The sequence below is a fragment of the Arthrobacter pascens genome (genome assembly GCF_030815585.1).
Taxonomy (GTDB): Bacteria; Actinomycetota; Actinomycetes; order Actinomycetales; family Micrococcaceae; genus Arthrobacter; species Arthrobacter pascens_A.
The window spans coordinates 853,317-873,180 of record NZ_JAUSWY010000001.1; the positions used below are offsets into that span (position 1 = coordinate 853,317).

Below are 19,864 nucleotides of genomic sequence, written 5' to 3' on the forward strand. Positions count from 1 at the left end.
CGGCACCCACGGCACACGTACTGCGGCTCCGCTCACCTCGGGTAGTGCCGCCTGGCCCCCTATGGATGAGGAAATTTCCCTATGCCCGAAAATCAGAACGACGCCTTCGACACGGAAAACACCGTGAGCGAGACCGCAGCCCCCATCGTCTTCACCGAAGCGCCCCAGGCTGAAGCAGCACCCCAGGCCGAGGCCCCCGCCGCCGAAGAAGCTCCCAAGGCTGAAGAAGCCAAGGCTGAAGAGGCCCCCAAGGCCGACCCGGCCAGCGGTGAAGCTGACACCGAAGCCGAAGGAATCCGCTTTGTGGACCTCGGCATCGATCCCCGCGTCCTTGCAGCCCTGCAGGATGTCGGTTACGAAAAGCCTTCCCCCATCCAGGCAGCAACCATCCCGCTGCTGCTCGAAGGCCGCGACGTCGTGGGCCTCGCCCAGACCGGCACCGGTAAGACTGCAGCATTCGCAGTACCGGCACTGTCCCGCCTGGCCGAGCTCCACGACCTCAACGGCCCCTCCCGCAAGACGCAGGCACTGGTCCTCGCTCCGACCCGCGAACTCGCGCTCCAGGTTGCCGAGGCCTTCACCTCCTATGCCAAGCACATCGATGACTTCACCGTCCTCCCGGTTTACGGCGGCTCCGCCTACGGCCCCCAGCTCGCTGGCCTGCGCCGCGGCGCCCAGGTGGTTGTCGGTACTCCCGGCCGTGTGATCGACCACATCTCCAAGGGTTCCCTGGACCTGTCCGAACTCCAGTACCTGGTGCTGGACGAGGCCGACGAAATGCTCCGCATGGGCTTCGCCGAGGACGTCGAGCAGATCTTCCAGCAGACACCGTCCGACCGCCAGGTGGCGCTGTTCTCGGCCACCATGCCAAGCCAGATCCGCCGGATGTCCAAGCAGTACCTGAACAACCCCGCGGAGATCTCGGTCAAGTCCAAGACCACCACCGGCGCCAACACCCGCCAGCGGTACCTGCAGGTCATGGGCCCGCACAAGCTCGACGCCCTGACCCGCATCCTCGAGGTTGAAGAGTTCGACGGCGTCATCGCCTTCGTGCGCACCAAGATGGCCACTGAGGACCTGGCTGACAAGCTGAGGTCTCGCGGCTTCCAGGCTGCCGCTATCAACGGCGACATCCCGCAGCAGCAGCGCGAGCGGACTGTCGAGGCGCTGAAGGAAGGCCGCATCGACATCCTGGTTGCCACCGACGTCGCGGCCCGTGGCCTTGACGTTGAGCGCATCAGCCACGTGATCAACTACGACATCCCGCACGACACCGAGTCCTACGTCCACCGCATCGGCCGCACCGGCCGTGCAGGCCGCAGCGGCGACGCCGTGCTGTTCATGACCCCGCGGGAAAAGTACCTGCTGCGTTCCATCGAAAAGGCAACCCGCCAGCCGGTGGAGCAGATGCACCTGCCCACCGCCGAGACCGTCAACACGCTGCGCCTGGGCAAGTTCGCTGAGCGCATCACGGAGACCCTCGAGTCCGAAGACGTGGCAGCGTTCCGCGACTTGATCGCTTCCTACGAGGAAGAGCACAACGTTCCGGCTGCAGAGATCGCTGCCGCGCTGGCCGTTATGGCACAGGGTGGACAGCCGCTCCTGGTCAAGGAACTGCCTGCGGCTCCTGAATTCCAGAAGCGTGAACGCGCCAAGGACGGCTTCGGTTCCCGCGGCCCGACCCGCACGCTCACCGAGGGCAACGCCACCTACCGGATCGCCGTCGGACGCCGCCAGCGCGTCATGCCGGGCTCCATCGTCGGCGCCATTGCCAACGAAGGCGGCATTTCCTCGGCCCAGATCGGCGGCATCGACATCCGCTCGGACCACTCCCTCGTGGAGCTCCCGGCTGACCTCAGCCCCGACCAGCTGAAGGCCCTGTCCCGCACCCGGATCGGCGGCGAGCTGATCCACCTCGAGCTGGACAACGGCCGCAAGCCGTCCGGCGGGGGCGAGCGCGGCGGCTACCAGGGCAACCGCGGCGGCGACCGCGGCGGTTACTCCGGTGGAGACCGCGGCGGTAACTTCAAGGGCAACGGCGGGTTCAAGAAGGAATTCCGCAAGACCGACGGCGGCGCTGCTGACCGCGGCGGCCGCTCCTACAGCGAGCGTTCGGAGCGCAGCGTTGGCGCCGACAGCGGAGCCACCCGCGGCCAGGCCAGCGATTCCCGCTTCGGCGGCCACGGTGACGGCTCACGCAAGCCCCGCCACGGCAACGAAGGCGGACAGCGCGACTTCAACCGCAAGGGCAAGTGGTAACCGTCAGCTAGTCTGACACTTTCCCGATGGGCCGGCTTTCGAGCCGGCCCATCGGCGTTTAATCCATCGATGTATTGCACGACGGCGGCCTGCCGCCGCAGCGTGCAATTCCGGGGTGAGCGCGTGCCGCCGTCGTGATTTCCAGTCGATGTTCGTCCAGGGAGATGGATCGGTCGATGTAGTCGAGGAGTCGGGAAACGACCGATACGTAATCACGCTTACGAAGTTCGACGCGTGATGCGTGTGTATGACGAGCCTGCCTTGATAGCGAGGTTGGAGTGGCTGGACCGCTCGTCGCGTCAGGTCTGGTGATCGATGTCCGGCTGATGGACTCCGAAGGCGGGTCGATGCCTCCTTCGGATGACGAAGAATGGGTCCTGGAGATTGGATACGGGGAGAACGCCGCGTCTTCGGTAGCCTACGCGATCAGGACATGGCTTACGGCGGAGCGCGAAGGTCGAATCTGGGCCGGCCAGTTTTCCCTGAATCGAGGGGGCGGCGGGCGTTGGGCGAAACAAAAAATCCACCCACAACTGGTGCCTCTCAGGAGCAAGGTGGTGCCGTCGTCGTGATTCCGGCCCGCCCGGGGGAGCGGGTTCCTTGGAGGAGCATGCTGGCGGCCATACGATCGAAGTGCTACCGACGGCGTAGCTGCGGACTTTCCTGGACTGGTTTCCTGGTCAGAGCCTGCACAGCTTAGCGAAAGGCATCACTTGTGGGATTCCTTGACGACTTGAAAAAGAACCTCGGCTTCGGGGCTAAAGAAGTACCGCATCACAACGAGCCTCAGCCTGGAGTAGGGCTGGACGCCAACGTCACCGGCGGAACTCCCGCCCCCGCTCCTGCCCCGAGCACCGGGGCCGGCACTGCTGAGGCGCCTGCTGAGGCGCCTGCGGAGGCCACGACCCAGCAGGATGCAGCAACGCGTGAGACGGCCCAGCAACACGCCGCAGAGGAGTCAGCCGCTGCCCAGCAGGCCGCTGCCGCCCAGGCCGCTGCTGATGCTGTGGCGGCACAGGGAGCGGACCCTGCACCTCCCGTGGCTCCTGCACCCGCAGACCAGCTAACGGGCGTTTCCGAGGTGGTGGTCGAGGCAGGCGATACCCTCGCCGGCATCGCGGTGCAGTTCGGGGTGGACCTTGATGCGCTTATCACCGCCAACGCTGATACGCTCCCGAATCCGGACATGATTTACCCCGGACAGGTGATCCGCCTGCCCTAGCTCCGCACCGCGTTTCGCAGCGCCGGAGGAGTCCGGCAAAAGGGCGCCGATGCAACTGTCTCGGCGCCCTTTAACCGGCCCGTATGCCGATTTGTTGGTGGTGAAATCTTCCGGTAGAGTATTTACTCGTTGCCCCCCTAGCTCAGTGGTAGAGCGCGTTCTTGGTAAGAACGAGGTCACCGGATCGATTCCGGTGGGGGGCTCTGGATGAGGGCCTGTGTCAAGGCGGTTTTTGACCGGCTTGGTGCAGGTTTTTCTCATTCGTGGCGGTGTAGCTCAGTTGGTTAGAGCGCACGACTCATAATCGTGAGGTCGGGAGATCGAGCCTCCCCACCGCTACTCTGAAAATCCCTGCTACGGCGGGGATTTTCTCGTATCCGGGAACTTCCGGGTTAGCCCCGCTGTAGCCTATCGCCTCCGGGTCTATGCGCGGCTCGGCATAGCAAGAGTCTACGAGCCGATCGGACCATGACCTGGACTGTCGAGGACGTTTCAGGCTTTGTACAGCAGCCCGGCGGGTAGATCCCAGCCAGCGGGGGTAGACCTTGAGGTATGGCATATGAGGAGCATAGGTGTCAGTGCTGTGGGGAGCTGGCCGAGACGTTGTTTTGCGAGGACTGCGAGCGGCATGCGGATGCAGACGCGAAAGAGGGCGCCCGCCCACGTTCGTGGGCGGGCGCTAAAGGTGGAGCGGTGAAACTCATCGGCGTGATCCGCTCCAAGGAGCCTTCTCAGTAGTCCCGAACCGAGCAGGTGTCGAGGGCGCCGACAATGGAGTACTCGGTACTCGTGTGGGGTTCCATTTCTGGGTGATTGAATGTGAGTGCCGGCGAGGAGAGACCTTTGGAGACCAGAGGTTTCCCCCAGCCCTCGCCGGCACTCAACACTTAACGACGAAAGAGCCCGCCCACCGAAGTGGGCGGGCGCTTTGATTCCTACTGTTCGATCGTCCGTGGAGTCTTGTCCTCTGGAGCGAGGATAGGCAAGTACTCTCGGAGCCAGGTGTTGACGCCTGGGATGGCCAGGATGCGTGTCACGAAGGCCGTGAGCACGGCCGTGGCCACGAGGACGCCGTTGAGTGCGGGAAACACCCAGACCGGCAGGTATACCTAGGGCTCGAGCGTTTCGATGACCACTGCGAGGACGAGGTTTAGGAGCGGGATGAGAGCGGCGAACGCGGCGAGCGTCCGGGCCACAGCCGAGCGCGGGTTGCGCTCCTGGGTGGAGAGAGCGACGTGATCAGCCACGGGTCAGCCCTCCTTGATGTTGACGGTTGTGGTCTTCTCAATTGTGTCAATGGACTCCTGCACACCCGCAGCCGCACCAGCCTTTGGTGCGCATATGCCGTCTTCTCGATGCCGGCGAGCAGTTTGGCTTCGTCGAACTTCTCGCCTCCGGCCACCGCGTTGAGCGCACTGACAAGGTTCTGTGTGATGGCGGTCTCAAAACTTGACGTGCGCAGGGTTGTTCTACACTCGAAAGTAGACTTAGCGGCGTACCCCTAATTTGCCCGAAACAGTACACACCGCCCCCCGGCGAAGGGAGGCGCACTCCATGCGCCGTAATCGTGTTATCGCTGGAACGTCCGCTCTCCTCTTAGGCGTCACTGCCCTTTTTGCCGTGTCCCTCGCTATCGGCAGTGGGAACGATGTTCGGCTCGCTGCTGTCGGTGACATGAACGGCGTCGAGACCTATGCGCCTGATAGCCCGTCCGGTCGGAACGGTGCGGCGATCACGCGGCTCGTGCAGAACAACGAGATTGACGCGTTCCTAGGGCTCGGGGACTTCCAGTACGACACCGCGTACTGCGCTGACTACGTGAACTACTGGACGCGGCTGTGGGGTGGCACGAAGCCCAAGTTGTACTGGGTGTCCGCCCCCAACCACGACTGGAAACCCGGCCGCAACCAAGACCTCGACAACTTCATGAATGGCGAATGCCCGGGATCTCCGGCGAAGGCTGCGATCAACCAGCAGCGTGGGTTCATCGGGAACGGGGAACCGTACTCGAAGGACTTCGGGAACTGGCACTTCGCGTTCCTGTCGTCCGCGCACTGGCGGTACAACCCCACGCAGGCTCGGGTGTTGACGACGTGGCTGGACAACGACCTCGCTGCTGCTAAGGCGGCGGGTAAGCACCTGGCAGTCGTGTACCACGAACCGTACTTCACGTCGAACACGAACGAACATGAGCGGGCCGCTGACCACAAGCCGTGGATCGACGTGATGTGGAAGCACCGGGTCCGTCTGACCCTGTCAGGGTCACAACACAACTACGAACGGTCATGTCCGGTGAACAACGCTGACCAGTGCGTCAGTGACGGGATGACAGCGTTCCAGGTTTCCACGGGAGGTATCGATCTCCGCTCCTTCACTAGCAGTCCGTCGTACATCGTGAAGCGGTTCAGCGACACTCACGGGTTCCTTCGGATGACACTCCGAGATAACGGGTCTTTCGACTGGAACTTCGTTCCAACGTCGGGGCCGGGCACGGACGCAGGTACGCGTTCCGCACCACAGTAAAAGCCACCGCCAAGCCCTCCCAGACCCAAGGGCAGCCCCTCGGGAGATCGAACCTGCCCACCGCTACGGGTCAAGCCCCCGGAATCCCCAAGATTCCGGGGCTTTTCGGTGTTGACTTTCGGGCGCGTTGGCGCCGAATCCCCTTGGCCATTGCCATACCTAGAACTGCTAGGGTTTAATACATTGCAGATCTAGGTATAGGAGGCGCGGTGCGCATCGAGAAGGACCTGGTCGCGGCAGCGGCCACCCCGCTGGTGCTGGGAATACTGATGGACGGTGAGCTGTATGGCTACGCGATCCTCAAGCGGGTGGGCGAGCTGTCGGGTGGGAGCATGCAGTGGACGGACGGGATGCTCTATCCGCTGCTGCACCGGCTCGAGCGGCTGGGCTACGTCTCATCCTCGTGGGGCACGTCCGAGGCCGGGCGCCGGCGCAAGCACTACGCGATCACGCCGGAGGGCCGTGCTGTGCTCGCCGAACGGCAGGAGCAGTGGACGGTTGTTGCCGACGCGCTGCGGCAGGTGTGGCAGACCGCGCAGCGCCCGCCCGCCGCGGCCGAGGGGTGGGCGTGATGGAGTTACACGCTGAGCTCGAGGCCCAGATTGACCGGTGGCGCGGGTACGTCCAGCGGCGGCAGGCGATCTCCGCCGCCGACATCGACGAGCTGGAGGACCACCTGCGCGAGCAGATCGCCGACCGGCAGGCGACAGGTCTCGACGACGAGGAAGCCTTCCTCGTCGCGATCAAGCGCCTGGGCAATCTCGACGCCGTGTCACGCGAGTTTGCACGGGAGCACTCCGAGCGGCTGTGGAAGCAGCTCGCGCTCGTCCCGGAGGGCTCCGACGACGGCGGCGCGCCACCGTGGCGCGAGCTGGCGGTAGTCCTCGCACTCGCCGTCGGGGCGGGGTTGGCGGTCAAGGCCGGCGTTGCCTGGATGGACGGCGGCGCAGGGCTGGCGCGCAACCTCGGCCTGCTCGTCTTCCCCTTCCTCGCCTCGTACTTCGTGTGGAAGCGCCGGCTCACCGTGCAGGTGGCCGCTGCGCTGCTCGTCCCGTTCGCCGCGCTGGCGGTGGTGCTCAATATCTACCCGTTCGCTCCCGGCGGCTCCACCGAGATACTCGCCGTGCTCCACGCTCCGGTGGTGCTGTGGCTGCTGGCCGGGGTGGCGTACGTCGGAGGGAGGTGGCGGTCCGACGGACGGCGCATGGACTTTGCCCGGTTCACCGGGGAGCTGGCGATCTACTACACCCTCCTGGCCCTGGGCGGTGCCGTCCTGATCGGTCTCACGTTCGCGGTCCTCCAGATCGTCGGTGCCGACCCCGAACCGCTCCTGGCGGAATGGATCCTGCCGTTCGCCATCCCCGGCGCGCTCGTGGTCGCCGCCTGGCTCGTCGAGGCCAAGCAGAACGTCGTCGAGAACATCGCCCCCGTCCTCACGCGCGTCTTCACGCCCCTGACCATTGCCATGCTGCTAGCCATCCTGGCCGTGCTTGCGGCTGCCGGCGGCCTTGTCGACATCGACCGGAACCTGCTCATCCTCATGGACGCGATCCTTGTGCTCGTCCTTTGCCTGCTGCTCTACTCCATTTCCGCCCGCGACTCGCTCGCGCCACCCGGGCTGTCCGATGCGCTGCAGCTGGCCCTCGTGGTCACGGCCCTCGCCGTCGACGCCGTCATGCTGACCGCGATGCTGACCCGTATCGCCGAGTTCGGTTTCAGCCCCAACAAGATCGCCGCGCTCGGCCTGAACCTCCTGCTGCTGGTGCATCTGGTCCGTGCGGGCTGGCTCACTGTCGGGTTCCTACGGGGCCAGCGCCGGTTCACCGCGCTTGAGCGCTGGCAGACGCAGTACCTCCCGGTCTACGGCGCCTGGGCGGCCATCGTGGTGGTGGTCTTCCCGCCCGTCTTCAGCTTCGCCTAAGTAGTAGCCCAGATGTCCCCTTGCAATACGGGATCGTGACAAGTGCCCCGTTTCGCCGTAGCTTGGCAGCACCGGCCGAATGGGGATACCAGTGGACTTCTTCGAAACAATCCTGTTTCCGTTCAAGTGGCTTGTGTCCGTCATCATGCTGGGATTCCATGGGGGCCTAAGTGCCATCGGCATGCCAGCGGCCAACGGCTGGACCTGGACACTCTCCATCATCGGGCTTGTGCTGGTCATCCGTGCCGCCCTGATTCCGGTGTTCCTGAAGCAGCTCAACGCCCAGCGCCGTATGCGGCTCCTGCAGCCTGACCTGCAGAGGTTGCAGGAGAAGTACAAGGGCAAAACCGATCCGCTTTCCCGGCAGGCCATGGCTCAGGAACAGATGGCCATGTACAAGAAGCACGGCACCAACCCGTTCTCGGCCTGCCTGCCCATGCTGATCCAGATGCCGTTTTTCTTCGCCCTCTTCCAGGTGCTCTCCGGCATCACCACTGCAGCCGGTCAGGGCAAAGGCCTCGGGGCCATGAGCCACGAGCAAGTGGTGCAGTTCGACGAAGCCAGCATTTTCGGCGCTCCGCTGTCTGCGTCCCTGCTCCACGGTGGCGGCGGGGATCCTGTTGCCGTGGCAGTGCTGACCATCCTGATGATCCTTGCCATGACGGCCTCGCAGTTCATCACGCAGAAACAGATCATGGCCAGGAACATGCCCGAAGAGGCTGTGGCGAGCCCGTTCCTGCAGCAGCAGAAGATGGTGCTCTACATCCTGCCGGTCGTTTTCGGTGTGGGTGGCATCATCTTCCCCATCGGCGTCCTGATCTACTGGACCATCACCAACCTTTGGACCATGGGGCAGCAGTTCTTCGTCCTTGACCCGCGGGCGCCTGGCCACGGCAGGGTTCCGCCCCCAGGGTGACCTATCCAACCACCGGCGAACACGACAGAATGGGCGCATGGCTCAGTTGACGTACACAGGCATTACCTCGCTGGACGGGTATGTTGCGGACCGGGACGGTGATTTCAGCTGGAGCGAGCCGAATGAGGAAGTCCATACCTTCGTCAACGATCTCGAGCGCGCCGTGGGCACCTACCTTTTCGGGCGCCGCATGTACGGTGTGATGTCTGCCTGGGAAACCCTCGGGTCAGAAGAGGAGTCGGGCTTTATCCAGGACTATGCCCGGATCTGGCAGGCAGCGGACAAGATCGTCTATTCCACCACGCTCGCCGCGGCCTCCACAGCGCGGACACGGATCGAACAGACTTTCAACCCGGAAGCCGTCCGGCAGTTGAAGGAGAGCAGCCACCGCGAGATCAGCGTCGGCGGGGCCACCTTGGCAGCCTCAGCGCTTTCCGCGGGACTCGTGGACGAATGCCGGCTGTTCATCAGCCCCGTGGTGGTGGGAGGTGGCACGCCGTACCTGCCGGAGGGCCTGGGCCTGAAGCTTGAACTCCTCGAGGAGTACAGGTTCGGAAACGGCGTGGTCTACCTCCGCTACCGCACCCTCTACTGACATCCGCCGTATTGAAGTCCACGCTGCTCCACAGGAGGGGCAGAATGGGTCCATGACCCGCATCGCAATCATCGGCGGCCACGGCAAAGTGGCCCTCCACCTGTCCGCCCTGCTCACGGCCGAAGGCCACAGCGTCACGTCCTTCATCCGCAACCCGGATCATGCCGGCGACGTCGCGGCAACCGGCGCAACGCCTTCGGTCCTTGACGTTGAAAACTCGACGACGGCGGCCCTTGCCGAGGCGCTCGGCGGCCACGACGCCGTGGTCTGGTCTGCCGGCGCAGGCGGCGGGAACCCGGCACGCACCTACGCCGTGGACCGGGACGCCGCCATCCGGTCGATGGACGCGGCGGCGGAGGCCGGCGTCGGGCGGTACATCATGGTGTCCTACCTCGGTGCGGGGCCGGACCACGGGGTTCCGGCCGACAACAGCTTCTTTGCCTACGCCGAGGCCAAGGCGGCCGCCGATGAATACCTGCGCGGCACCCAGCTGGCGTGGACCATCCTGGGCCCCGGATCCCTGACGGACAAGCCCGGAACCGGGCGCATCGACGTGGACCCCGCGCCGGGCGAGGGAGGCAGGGAAACCTCGCGCGGAAACACGGCAATTGTGGCCGCGGCGGTGTTGGACCTGCCCGAAACTGCGGGCCGCACCATCGAATTCCGCGACGGCACCCTGCCGGTGTCCGCAGCACTGCAGCCGCTCACCTAGCAGGGGTGGAGGTTCAGGGCATCAGCTCCAAATCCAGGGAGTTTTTCTCCACGTAGTCCAGGGCGCACCTGACTGCGCCCACGGTCACAATCGAGTCGCCAAGCGGGCTCACTGCGACCCGTGGCGGAGTGGCGGTGAACTCCTTGAGGCGTTCGGCGATCGGTTCAAGCAGCACGCCGGCAGAGTTTGCCACGGCACCGCCGATGACCACCAGTTCGGGGTTGATGATGGTGGCCACGGCGCCAATGACCCTGGCCATCCTGTCGGCCAGCCGGTCCAGGATTTTCGCAGCCACGGCATCGCCCGCGGCGGCGGCGGCGAAAACCTGCTCCGCCTCGGCCCCTTCCCGGGCATACTCACGGAGTGATGTTCTGGCCTTCCCGGCAACGGCCTCTGCCGCCCATTGCCTGGCCATGGTGGCGATGCCGAACGTATCACCCACACCGTCCACCATGTCGAGGAACGCAAGTTCACCGGCGCCGCCGCCGCGGCCGTGCAGCAGCCGCCCGCCGTCGATCACTCCCGAACCGAGGCGTTCACTGGCCAGAATGACCACGACGTCGTCCACGCCGGCGGCCGCGCCGCGCCAGCGGTCACCGAGGGCAGCGAGGTTGGCGTCGTTTTCCAGCAGCACAGTCCACCCGTGCAATTCCTGCAGCGCAGCCTTCAGTCCGACGTCGAACAGTCCCCAGAAGTGCTGGGTCACCAGCACGTCCCCGTTGCGGTCCACCGGGGCGGCGATGCCGGCGCAGACTGCAAGCACGGAATCGGGGGAGGCGCCCACGCTGTGCAGCGCCTTTATGGCCGTGCTGTCGATGACGGCTATGCGTTCTTCCGCGGAAATCTCTGCACCGGCGAACGGCTGGCTCGAGCGGCCCAGTGCCTTCCCCCGGAGATCTGACACCACCACTGTTGCCTTGGCGACGCCCACGTCCATGCCCAGGACATAGCCGGCGCGTTCGTTGAGCTCGAAACGGCGTGCCGGCCGGCCCTTCTGGTAGCCGCCGAAGGCCCGCTGGTTTTCCAGCTCCCTGATCCAGCCACGGTCCATGAGGTCTTCGCACACGGAGATGGCGGTGGCGCGGGTGAGGCCTGTGGCATCCATGACTTCCGTGACCGTCACAGCTTGGGAAGCGCGCATGAAATCCAGGACGGCTCCCGCGCTCACCCGGCGCAGCAGCTGGGGCGTTGCCGAGGTCATTTCAGACATGGTGTTGACCTTTCTGTGCTTTGCACCACATAATACTTGAGGAACTAAATTTAGACTCCATATTTACTTGAGAATTCATCAGAGCAGGTGCCGGACGGCCGCCGACCACCGGCTTATTTCCCGCCCCGTACCCCTTTTGCAAAGGAGCAACTGTGAACCGCATCCTGAAGCACTGCCCGTTCCAACCCCACCTGACCACGCGCCGAAGCCACGCGGCAGTGACCGCCCTGTGAACGTGTCTTTGAAGGCCACACTCCTCACCCGGCGTTCCCTGCTCCGGGCCACCGGCCTGGCCGGGGCAGCCGCCATTCTTCCCCTCACTGGCTGCGGCACCAACGCCAGCCAGCAGAACGGCATCACTACCCTCCGTTTTATGCAGAACAAGCCGGAGGTAGTGGACTACTTCAATCAGGTGATCAAGGACTTCGAGGCGCTTAACCCGGACATCCGCGTGATCCAGGACTTCAACGAGGGCAACTTCGTCCCCGGCCTGGTGCGGAACGATCCGCCCGACGTCGTGACCCGCGGCTTCGCGCAGGCCACTGCCGACTTCGTGAAGAAGGGCATTTTCGCCGACCTCAGCGACCTCCCTGCAGCCTCCACCATCAACCCGGAGATGCAGGAGCTCATCAGCTCCTGGGGCCGGTACAACGGCAACGAGACCAGCGCCCTCCCGTTCTCCGTGGCTGCGGCCGGAGTCATTTACAACCGCGACATCTTCGAGGCACACGGCGTCTCCGTCCCCACCACGTGGGACGAATTCGTGGCAGCCTGTGAAACATTCAAGGCTGCCGGAACCGTTCCGGTCTACGGGACCTACAAGGACCCCTGGACGCTTGCGCAGGGCATGTTCGACTACGTGGCCGGCGGCTCGCTGGACGTTGCCGAATTCTTTGCGAACCTCACGGCCGCCGGCGCCGACGTCAGCACGGCCGCACCTGAATCATTCACCAACAACTTTGGTCCGGCCCTGCCCAAAATGCTGCAGCTTACGTCCTACTCGCAGGGCGGTGCCGAAAGCAAGAACTATGCGGACGGCAATGCCGCGTTCGCCAAAGGCCAGGCGGCGATGTACCTGCAGGGTCCGTGGGCTCTTTCCCAGCTCGTCGCCGCCCGTCCGGAGATCCGGCTGGGAACTTTCCCGCTGCCCGTCACCAACAATCCGGAGGAGACCAAGGCACGCGTGAACGTGGACATGGCGCTCTCCATCGCGCGGAACACGCCAAACATGGCAGCTGCGCAGCGGTTCGTCGGGTACCTGTTGGAGCCGGCCGTAGTGAACACCTACAACGAAAAGAACGCCGCCTTCTCGCCGCTCAAGGACGCCCCGGCCGTGACGAACCCGCAGATCAGCGGGCTCAACGATTCCATCAAGGAAGCCCGCTATTTCCAGGGCGCCGTGACGTACTTCCCGCCGTCAGTCCCCGTGAACAACTACATCCAGTCGTTTGTGTACAGCAAGAACGGCGACCAGTTCCTCTCCGCACTCGACGACGAATGGCGCCGTGTCGCTGAACGGACAGCGGTCTGATGCCCACCTCGAATCCAGGAGCCCCCATGACCACAACTTCACTGGCGGCCGAGGCAGCCCCGTCCCCACGGACCGAGTCCGCCGGTATGCCACCTGTTCGTTCCAAAAGCAGGATCGACCCCACGTATTACTGGATGGTGGTGCCGGTCCTCGCACTGTTCGCCTTCTTCATCACCCTGCCCGCACTTGTCGGCGTCTTCTTCAGCCTGACCAACTACGCCGGTTACGGGGACTGGAAGTTCATTGGACTGTCCAACTACGTCAACATCTTTAAGGACCCGGCGGTACTGCAGTCCTACATCTTCACGTTCGTCTTTGCCCTGACCACCACTGTTGTGGTCAATATCGTGGCACTCGCGATCGCCCTTGGGCTCAACGCGAAGATCAAGTGGCGCACCGGCATCCGCACCGTGTTCTTCATCCCCATGGTGCTCTCGGCACTGATTGTGTCCTTCGTGTTCAACTACCTGTTCTCGAACACCCTCCCGGTACTGGCTGAGAGGTTCGGGCTCACCCCGCTGGCCACGAGCGTCCTGGCCAACGAGAACCTTGCCTGGCTGGCCATCGTGCTGGTCACCGTGTGGCAGGCGGCGCCCGGCGCCACCATCATCTACCTGGCAGGGCTGCAGAGTGTGCCCGCGGAGGTCTATGAAGCGGCAGACCTGGATGGTGCCGGCAGTTTCCGGCAGTTCCTCAGCCTCACGTTGCCGCTCATTCTCGGGTACCTCGTGATCAACGTGATCCTCGGCTTCAAGGGCTTCCTGGGGACGTACGAGATCATCGTGGGCCTCACCGGCGGGGGACCTGGCATGGCGACGCAGTCCGTGGCCATGCGCATCTTCTCCGGCTTCACGGGCGGCGACTACGCCTACCAGATGGCCAATGCCGTCATCTACTTCCTGATCACCTTGCTGATCTCCGTCATCCAGCTGCGCCTCATCCAGCGCCGGGGGGTATCCCTGTAATGACCGCATCAACACATCCCGAAACCATGGCCGGAGCCGCGGCTCCCGCACAAAAGGCTCCCGCACGCAAACCTCCCGCAGGCAAAAGCCGCAGGTCCGGGCGCGAAGGCTACAGGATCAACTGGTGGCTCACCGCGCTGATGCTGGTGGCCTCCCTGACAGTCCTGCTTCCGCTCTACTTCACCGTGGCCATGGCGCTGAAAACCCCTGAGCAGATCGGCACCGGGACGGGCCTCGCATGGCCGAGCCCGATGAACTGGGAAAACTTCGCCGCCGCGTACGTGGCCACGAACTTCCCCCGGGCATTTATGTCCACGGTGTTTGTCACCGTGTTCAGCGTCCTGGGCTCGCTGGCTTGCAGCTCACTCGTGGCCTACGCCATTGCCCGGAACTGGAACCACAGGTTTTTCCGCGGCTCGTTTGTGTACCTTCTTTCCGCCATGTTCATCCCTTTCCCGGTGATCATCCTGCCGCTGATCAAGCAGACGGCCCTCCTTGGCCTGGACAACCCGGCCGGCGTCGTCTTCCTGCACGTACTGGGCGGGATCTCCTTCAACGCGCTGCTCTACATCGCCTTCGTCCGCTCCATTCCGGTGGAGCTGGAGGAATCTGCCCGGATGGACGGCGCCACCACCTGGCAGGTATTCCGCAAGATCATCTTCCCCCTGCTGGCGCCGATGAACGCGACGGTGGGCATCTTCGCCTTCCTCGGCTCATGGAATGACTTCCTGCTGCCGCAAATGATGATCGCGGACCCGGCCCTGCAGACACTTCCCGTGGTCCAGATGCTCTTCCAAGGCGAATTCAACACCAACTACAGCCTCGCCTTCGCGTCGTACCTTATGGCCATGGCACCAACGCTCGTTGTTTACATCCTGGCCCAGCGTTGGGTACTGTCCGGAGTCATGCGCGGTGCCGTCAAGTAGTCCCAATATTCCACCCGGAAACAACTCCAACAAGAAGAAAAGGATCATCCCTTGTCCACCACTGCCACACTGGCAACCCTGTCCGATTCAGACCGCCTCGCCGATCCGAACTGGTGGCGCCAGGCTTCCGTCTACCAGATCTACCCGCGCAGTTTCTCCGACTCAAACGGCGACGGGCTGGGTGACATCAAGGGCATCACAGCCAAGGTCCCGTACCTGAAGTCGCTGGGGATAGACGCCGTCTGGCTGAGCCCGTTCTATCCTTCGGCGCTCGCCGACGGCGGATACGACGTCGATGACTACCGCGACGTCGACCCCAAGCTCGGGACGCTGGAGGACTTCGACGAGATGGCCAACGCGCTGCACGCCGCCGGCATCAGGCTCATCGCCGACATCGTCCCCAACCACTCCTCGGACCGGCACGAATGGTTCCGGGAGGCACTCGCGTCACCAAAGGGCTCTGCCGCCCGTGACCGCTACATCTTCCGGGACGGCAAGGGCCCGAACGGCGAGTTCCCGCCGTCGGACTGGGACTCCGTATTCGGCGGCCCTGCCTGGGAGCGCATCACCGAACCTGACGGCACTCCGGGCCAGTGGTACATGCACATCTTTGCCAAGGAGCAGCCGGACCTTAACTGGGCCAACCGGGAAATCCGCGACGACTTCCTCAAGACCCTGCGCTTCTGGTCGGACCGCGGCGTGGACGGGTTCCGCGTGGACGTTGCGCATGCCCTGACCAAGGACCTCACCGAACCGCTGCTGTCCAAGCTCGAGCTGACCGAGGCCAACACCGGCACCGACGGTTTTGACGACGGCACGCACCCGTTCTGGGACCGCGACGACGTCCACGAGGTCTACACCGAATGGCGTGAGGTCTTCAACGAATACAACCCGCCGCGGACTGCCGTCGCCGAGGCCTGGGTGCACGCTACCCGCCGCGGTCGTTATGCCAGCCCGGAGGGACTGGGCCAGGCCTTCAACTTCGACCTTCTGCAGGCCGACTTTGACGCCGGGGAGTTCCGCGAGATCATCACCCGCAACCTGGCCGAGGCTGCCGCTACGGGCGCGTCCTCTACCTGGGTCTTTTCCAACCACGACGTCGTCCGGCACGCCACGCGCTACGGCCTGCCGCAGTTTTCCAAAGACCAGGGTTCCAAGGGCAAGAAGCACGCCAAGGGCCAGGACGGCAAGGACTGGCTGCTGGCCGGCGGACCAGCAGAGGAACTGGACGCGGAGCTCGGTGAGCGCCGCGCCCGTGCCGCAACCCTGCTGATGCTCGCCGTGCCCGGTTCCGCCTACCTGTACCAGGGCGAGGAACTGGGCCTCCAGGAGGTCGCCGAGATCCCTGAATCCGAGCGCCAGGACCCGTCGTTCTTCCGGAACAAGGGCGTCGAAATCGGCCGCGACGGCTGCCGTGTGCCGCTGCCGTGGAAGGTTGAAGGGACCTCCTTCGGCTTTGGCGACGCCGGCGCGCACCTGCCGCAGCCGGACTGGTTCAGCAAGTACGCCGTGGAGGCACAGGACGGCACCGACGGCTCCACCCTGGAGCTGTACCGTTCCGCTCTGAAGCTTCGCCGCGAACTGCAGGCTGCGGAGGAACTGGAATGGATTCAGACGGGCAACCCGGAGGTCCTGCATTTCAGGCGCCCCGGGGGCTGGCAATCGGTGACCAACTTCGGGGACACCGCCGTCGAACTGCCCGCCGGAACCGTCCTGGTCAGCAGCTGGCCGCTGGAAGACGGCAAGCTGCCGGCCAACAGCACGGCGTGGCTTCGCTGATGCCGTGACCGGCGGCCCCACCACGCCAACGCCCTGAAGTGAACAACTGCGGGTCCGGGGGAGTTCCCCGGACCCGCAGCCTGTTCGTCGGCTGGGTGCTGTCCTACGGATTCACCAGCCCGTTGAATTCGTTGGTGTAGAGCTTCTTCGGATCGAGCTGGTCCTTGATGATTCCGGTGTCCGCCAGCCACTTTTCCCACCGGGTGAAATCCTCGTCCTTGATCTCACCCTTGGGCGGGACTCCCACGCTCTTCCAGTACTGCAGGGCAGCGGGGTCCTCGTTGCGGCCGCGCTCATTGAGGATCTTGGTGAACCGGGCGATCACTTCCTCGCGGGGAGTGTTCCGTTCCCACTCGATGGCCTTGGCAACGCCCGTGGTGAAGGTCCTGGTGGTGTTGGGATTCTTGGCGATGAAGTCGTCGCGGAGGACGTAGGGGCCGCCGGCGAACGTTCCGAAGAAAGAGTAGTCGTTGAAGACTGAACGCAGGCCACCCGCGGCCACTGCCTTGTCCTGCAGGATGCTGCCCAGGGAACCGGCATCCACCTGCCCGCGCCGAATCGCCTCCTCGGTGTCGTTGGGCGGTACCACGACCAGCTGGACCTGCTTGATTTCCTCCGCGCTCAGTCCGTTCTGCTGGAGGTAGGTATTGATCACAGCATCGGCGTGCGCCCCGAGCGTGTTCACGGCGATTTTCTTACCGATGAAGTCGCGGGCAGTCCTGATGGGGCTGTCCTCCTTGACGTAGAAACCGTTGAAGGTCTTCTCGTCTTCGCCGTAGTAGTTGATGACGGCCTTTACCGGTGCGCCGGCCTCCACGAGCTTCACCACGGCTCCGGCGAACGCTCCGCCGAAGTCGGTCTGCCCGGTAGCCGCTGACTGGATATCCTGCGGGCCACTGATGGTGTTGCCCACCCAGTTCAGTTTCACATCACCGAAATAGCCGAGGTCCTCGGCAAGTTCGGGAAGGGTCACCGTGTTGGCCCAGCCCTGGTAGCGGAGTTCCTTCACTTCCGCCCCTGGCCCTTGGGCAGCCTCACCACCGGCGGCTGTTCCGCCGCAGCCGGACGCAGTCAGCGAAATTACGACGGCGGCCGCGAGGCTTACGAGGGGAACGCGCAGTTTCATGGGAGGTTCTTTCCGTGGAGTTCGATGTGTTGGGTTCCGCCCGGATCGGCCGGACCTTGGAAACGATGTAAGCGCACCGCCGGCGCAGCGGAAAGCCCGGGGGTAAAGCTTGGAAACCGCGGGCAACGGGAGGAAACCGCAGGAAACAGCCCGAAATCCGGGGTAACGGGGCTTCACAACTCCGAAATTGGCTGCCGGGTTGGGGAACACGAACCAATACGTCTGAAGCCGCGGCAGCGCCACTGCGCACTGTCACATCCGGTTTTGTTCGTATTGATCCTCACACGAAGGCTATTTTCTTCGCCTTGACGCGGGCGGGGCGGATACCGTAGATGCATGACCTCTATCACCGCCACCGAGACCGTACGGCCTGAACGGCACATCCCCGCAGAAATCGCCCGCTCGTGGCTTCTTGTCAATGCGATGAAAACCGAGCTTTTTGACCAGTCGGCCGTTTCGCGTGCGGACTCGATCATCCTGGACATCGAAGACGCGGTGGACCCGTCGCAGAAGGATCACGCCCGCGGCAACGTGGTGGACTGGCTCACCGGCGGCGGAAAGGCCTGGGTCCGGATCAACGATGCCACCAGCCCGTTCTGGGCTGACGACCTCGCAGGGCTGCGGGGAACGCCCGGACTCCTCGGTGTCATGCTCGCCAAGACCGAATCTGCTGACCAGGTGACGGAGAGCTACCACCGGATGGACGGAAAAACCCCCGTCATTGCGCTGGTGGAATCGGCCCTGGGCATCGAGGAAGCCAACAACATCGCCAAGGCCCAGGGCGCGTTCCGCCTCGCCTTCGGTTCGGGTGATTTCCGCCGCGACACCGGGATGGCGGCCACCGCGGAGGCCATGGCCTACCCCCGCGCCAAGCTGGTGGTGGCCAGCCGGGTCGGCAATCTGCCGGGACCCATCGACGGCCCCACGGTGGGCACCAACCACCCCATCCTGCGCGAGCAGACCGGCATCACTGTCATGATGGGCATGACCGGCAAGCTGTGCCTGGCCATTGACCAGACCGCCATCATCAACGAGGTCATCAGCCCCACGCCCTCGGATGTCGCCTGGGCTACGGACTTCATGGCCGACTTCGAAGCCAACGGCCGCGTCATCCGCGACGGCTCCGACCTCCCCCGCCTGGGCCGCGCCGAGAAGATCATGAAGCTTGCGGTTGCCTTCGGGGTGCAGCCGGCGCTGTAGCGCCGCGTATTTCACGAGAAGTGCAGGAGACCCCGTGACCGATGCCCGCTATCTGGTCCACGGGGTCTTTTGGGATGGTGCCCCGGCACAGGGCCCGGAGCACGACGGCGGCAACCCGGTTTTACGGCTCCAGTCGGTCTCCGGGGCGCTTAAGGACGTCAGCCTCCAGCCGGGTGCCGCCCTCGGCTTCCGCCTCGCTTCCGAAGGCAGATTCTGCCTGGGGCATCACAGGGTCTTCTCAGCCTCAAGCCGTGAGCACCTCCTTTGCCCCAGCAATGCCCAGGCAGCCAGGGGCAAGCAGTGCGAACGTTGTTTTGTGCTGGACGATTCCCGGCTCATCCACGATTTCCACCGCGGCGGCCGGGTCCCGGACGGGCTGAGGACCTACCTCATGCAGGCGCACTGGCTGTACGTGGCCACCTTCGCGGGCGGGGCCAGCAAGGTGGGCACTGCCTCCAATATCAGGAAGTGGAACCGGCTGGCTGAACAGGGGGCTGTGGTGGCCAGGTATGTGGCCAAAGCCCGGGACGGCCGGGTGGTGCGGATCCTGGAGGACATGGTCACGCGGGAAACCGGACTCGCCCAGCAAGTGCGCTCGGCGGCCAAAGCGGAGGCCTTGACGGAGCCCCGGCCGGCGGCCGAACTCGACACCATCAACCACGGGCTTGCCGGCGGCGTCCGCGCGATACTGGCGCAGGCCGCCGTCGACGGTTTTGAAGTGGTGGATGAAGCGTGGGTGAGGCCTGCGCAGGCGGCAAGCCTCTGCGGCCCGGCGCCCCGGCACGCCTATCCCCACGCCCTGGACAGCGGGGAGCACGGGTTCCAGGTTGCGGCGCTCTGCGGGCCCAACGCACTCGCCACCCTTCACGGAACCGATTCACGGTTTGTGGTGAACCTCGGCCAGCTGGCTGCCCAGGCCATAGTCCTGGGTGACTTCGCCTCGGAGGTGCCTGCCGTCCAGGAATCACTGTTCTGAGCG

At 64.4% G+C, this 19,864-nt stretch carries 18 protein-coding genes, 2 tRNA genes and 1 pseudogene; 17 read left to right on the forward strand and 4 right to left on the reverse strand.

All coding sequences use genetic code 11. The features are described 5' to 3' along the window. Positions 1–81 precede the first annotated feature (81 nt). From QFZ30_RS04015 to QFZ30_RS04035, 5 genes are all read left to right on the forward strand, one after another. A complete protein-coding gene (locus QFZ30_RS04015) occupies positions 82–2,259 on the forward strand; it encodes a DEAD/DEAH box helicase (protein WP_307073716.1) in 2,178 nt (725 codons plus the stop codon). A gap of 278 nt (positions 2,260–2,537) precedes the next feature. Beyond that, a complete protein-coding gene (locus QFZ30_RS04020; protein ID WP_307073719.1) occupies positions 2,538–2,831 on the forward strand; it encodes a hypothetical protein in 294 nt (97 codons plus the stop codon). 143 nt (positions 2,832–2,974) lie between these two features. Next, positions 2,975–3,481 (forward strand): LysM peptidoglycan-binding domain-containing protein, encoded by a 507-nt coding sequence (locus QFZ30_RS04025; protein ID WP_307073720.1) that lies wholly within the window; start codon positions 2,975–2,977, stop codon positions 3,479–3,481. Between the two features lie 131 nt (positions 3,482–3,612). Then, a tRNA-Thr gene (locus QFZ30_RS04030) sits at positions 3,613–3,684 on the forward strand. A 62-nt stretch (positions 3,685–3,746) separates the two neighbouring features. After that, a tRNA-Met gene (locus tag QFZ30_RS04035) sits at positions 3,747–3,820 on the forward strand. A 596-nt stretch (positions 3,821–4,416) separates the two neighbouring features. Here QFZ30_RS04035 and QFZ30_RS04040 read toward each other — a convergent pair. Further along, positions 4,417–4,572 carry a hypothetical protein gene (locus QFZ30_RS04040; RefSeq protein WP_307073722.1) on the reverse strand — a complete coding sequence of 52 codons (156 nt, stop codon included), beginning with the start codon at positions 4,570–4,572 and terminating at the stop codon, positions 4,417–4,419. An 18-nt stretch (positions 4,573–4,590) separates the two neighbouring features. Beyond that, complete coding sequence (locus QFZ30_RS04045) at positions 4,591–4,728, reverse strand: hypothetical protein (protein ID WP_307073723.1); 138 nt, start codon at positions 4,726–4,728, stop codon at positions 4,591–4,593. A 307-nt stretch (positions 4,729–5,035) separates the two neighbouring features. Here QFZ30_RS04045 and QFZ30_RS04050 point away from each other — a divergent pair, with 307 nt between their 5' ends. The 6 genes and pseudogenes from QFZ30_RS04050 (at position 5,036) to QFZ30_RS04075 (ending at position 10,148) form a co-directional block, all read left to right on the forward strand. Beyond that, on the forward strand, positions 5,036–6,004 hold the full coding sequence (locus QFZ30_RS04050; protein WP_307073725.1) for a hypothetical protein: 969 nt from the start codon (positions 5,036–5,038) through the stop codon (positions 6,002–6,004). A gap of 209 nt (positions 6,005–6,213) precedes the next feature. After that, the gene (locus QFZ30_RS04055) at positions 6,214–6,576 is read left to right on the forward strand and encodes a PadR family transcriptional regulator (protein ID WP_307073727.1); all 363 of its coding nucleotides are present in this window, start codon (positions 6,214–6,216) and stop codon (positions 6,574–6,576) included. Beyond that, a complete protein-coding gene (locus QFZ30_RS04060) occupies positions 6,576–7,925 on the forward strand; it encodes a permease prefix domain 1-containing protein (protein ID WP_307073728.1) in 1,350 nt (449 codons plus the stop codon). The genes QFZ30_RS04055 and QFZ30_RS04060 overlap by 1 nt, the downstream gene beginning before the upstream one ends. 91 nt (positions 7,926–8,016) lie before the next feature. Further along, a pseudogene (yidC, locus tag QFZ30_RS04065) lies at positions 8,017–8,838 on the forward strand (membrane protein insertase YidC); the annotation flags it as partial. 40 nt (positions 8,839–8,878) lie between these two features. Continuing rightward, positions 8,879–9,436, forward strand: a complete 558-nt coding sequence (locus tag QFZ30_RS04070; RefSeq protein WP_307073732.1) for a dihydrofolate reductase family protein — start codon at positions 8,879–8,881, stop codon at positions 9,434–9,436. Positions 9,437–9,488: 52 nt separating this feature from the next. Continuing rightward, a complete protein-coding gene (locus QFZ30_RS04075) occupies positions 9,489–10,148 on the forward strand; it encodes an SDR family oxidoreductase (RefSeq protein ID WP_307073734.1) in 660 nt (219 codons plus the stop codon). A 13-nt stretch (positions 10,149–10,161) separates the two neighbouring features. On the opposite strand, the gene QFZ30_RS04080 is transcribed toward QFZ30_RS04075, so the two are convergent. Next, on the reverse strand, positions 10,162–11,358 hold the full coding sequence (locus tag QFZ30_RS04080) for an ROK family transcriptional regulator (RefSeq protein ID WP_307073736.1): 1,197 nt from the start codon (positions 11,356–11,358) through the stop codon (positions 10,162–10,164). A gap of 235 nt (positions 11,359–11,593) precedes the next feature. On the opposite strand from QFZ30_RS04080, the gene QFZ30_RS04085 reads away from it, so the two are divergent. From QFZ30_RS04085 to QFZ30_RS04100, 4 genes are read left to right on the forward strand one after another with little or no spacing between them, the layout of a single operon-like run. Next, positions 11,594–12,889, forward strand: a complete 1,296-nt coding sequence (locus tag QFZ30_RS04085; RefSeq protein WP_307073739.1) for an ABC transporter substrate-binding protein — start codon at positions 11,594–11,596, stop codon at positions 12,887–12,889. A gap of 26 nt (positions 12,890–12,915) precedes the next feature. Further along, positions 12,916–13,854, forward strand: coding sequence for a carbohydrate ABC transporter permease (locus QFZ30_RS04090; protein ID WP_307073741.1), 939 nt, complete (start codon positions 12,916–12,918; stop codon positions 13,852–13,854). Next, complete coding sequence (locus QFZ30_RS04095; protein WP_373462810.1) at positions 13,854–14,780, forward strand: carbohydrate ABC transporter permease; 927 nt, start codon at positions 13,854–13,856, stop codon at positions 14,778–14,780. Before QFZ30_RS04090 ends, QFZ30_RS04095 begins: the two co-directional genes overlap by 1 nt. A 51-nt stretch (positions 14,781–14,831) precedes the next feature. After that, a complete protein-coding gene (locus QFZ30_RS04100) occupies positions 14,832–16,559 on the forward strand; it encodes a glycoside hydrolase family 13 protein (RefSeq protein WP_307073743.1) in 1,728 nt (575 codons plus the stop codon). A 103-nt stretch (positions 16,560–16,662) separates the two neighbouring features. On the opposite strand, the gene QFZ30_RS04105 is transcribed toward QFZ30_RS04100, so the two are convergent. Next, a complete protein-coding gene (locus tag QFZ30_RS04105) occupies positions 16,663–17,685 on the reverse strand; it encodes an ABC transporter substrate-binding protein (RefSeq protein ID WP_307073744.1) in 1,023 nt (340 codons plus the stop codon). A gap of 336 nt (positions 17,686–18,021) precedes the next feature. On the opposite strand from QFZ30_RS04105, the gene QFZ30_RS04110 reads away from it, so the two are divergent. Together QFZ30_RS04110 and QFZ30_RS04115 are read left to right on the forward strand one after the other, a co-directional pair. Then, on the forward strand, positions 18,022–18,885 hold the full coding sequence (locus QFZ30_RS04110; RefSeq protein WP_307073746.1) for an HpcH/HpaI aldolase/citrate lyase family protein: 864 nt from the start codon (positions 18,022–18,024) through the stop codon (positions 18,883–18,885). Between the two features lie 34 nt (positions 18,886–18,919). Continuing rightward, positions 18,920–19,861 (forward strand): DUF2797 domain-containing protein, encoded by a 942-nt coding sequence (locus QFZ30_RS04115; protein WP_307073748.1) that lies wholly within the window; start codon positions 18,920–18,922, stop codon positions 19,859–19,861. Positions 19,862–19,864 lie beyond the last annotated feature (3 nt).

Excerpts from the sequence above, each read along its gene's own strand:
- QFZ30_RS04015 (WP_307073716.1), top strand. The coding sequence starts at position 82 with ATGCCCGAAAATCAGAACGACGCCTTCGACACGGAAAACACCGTGAGC.
- QFZ30_RS04050 (WP_307073725.1), top strand. The coding sequence starts at position 5,036 with ATGCGCCGTAATCGTGTTATCGCTGGAACGTCCGCTCTCCTCTTAGGC.
- QFZ30_RS04060 (WP_307073728.1), top strand. The coding sequence starts at position 6,576 with ATGGAGTTACACGCTGAGCTCGAGGCCCAGATTGACCGGTGGCGCGGG.
- QFZ30_RS04070 (WP_307073732.1), top strand. The coding sequence starts at position 8,879 with ATGGCTCAGTTGACGTACACAGGCATTACCTCGCTGGACGGGTATGTT.
- QFZ30_RS04075 (WP_307073734.1), top strand. The coding sequence starts at position 9,489 with ATGACCCGCATCGCAATCATCGGCGGCCACGGCAAAGTGGCCCTCCAC.
- QFZ30_RS04080 (WP_307073736.1), bottom strand. The coding sequence starts at position 11,358 with ATGTCTGAAATGACCTCGGCAACGCCCCAGCTGCTGCGCCGGGTGAGC.
- QFZ30_RS04090 (WP_307073741.1), top strand. The coding sequence starts at position 12,916 with ATGACCACAACTTCACTGGCGGCCGAGGCAGCCCCGTCCCCACGGACC.
- QFZ30_RS04095 (WP_373462810.1), top strand. The coding sequence starts at position 13,854 with ATGACCGCATCAACACATCCCGAAACCATGGCCGGAGCCGCGGCTCCC.
- QFZ30_RS04105 (WP_307073744.1), bottom strand. The coding sequence starts at position 17,685 with ATGAAACTGCGCGTTCCCCTCGTAAGCCTCGCGGCCGCCGTCGTAATT.
- QFZ30_RS04110 (WP_307073746.1), top strand. The coding sequence starts at position 18,022 with ATGACCTCTATCACCGCCACCGAGACCGTACGGCCTGAACGGCACATC.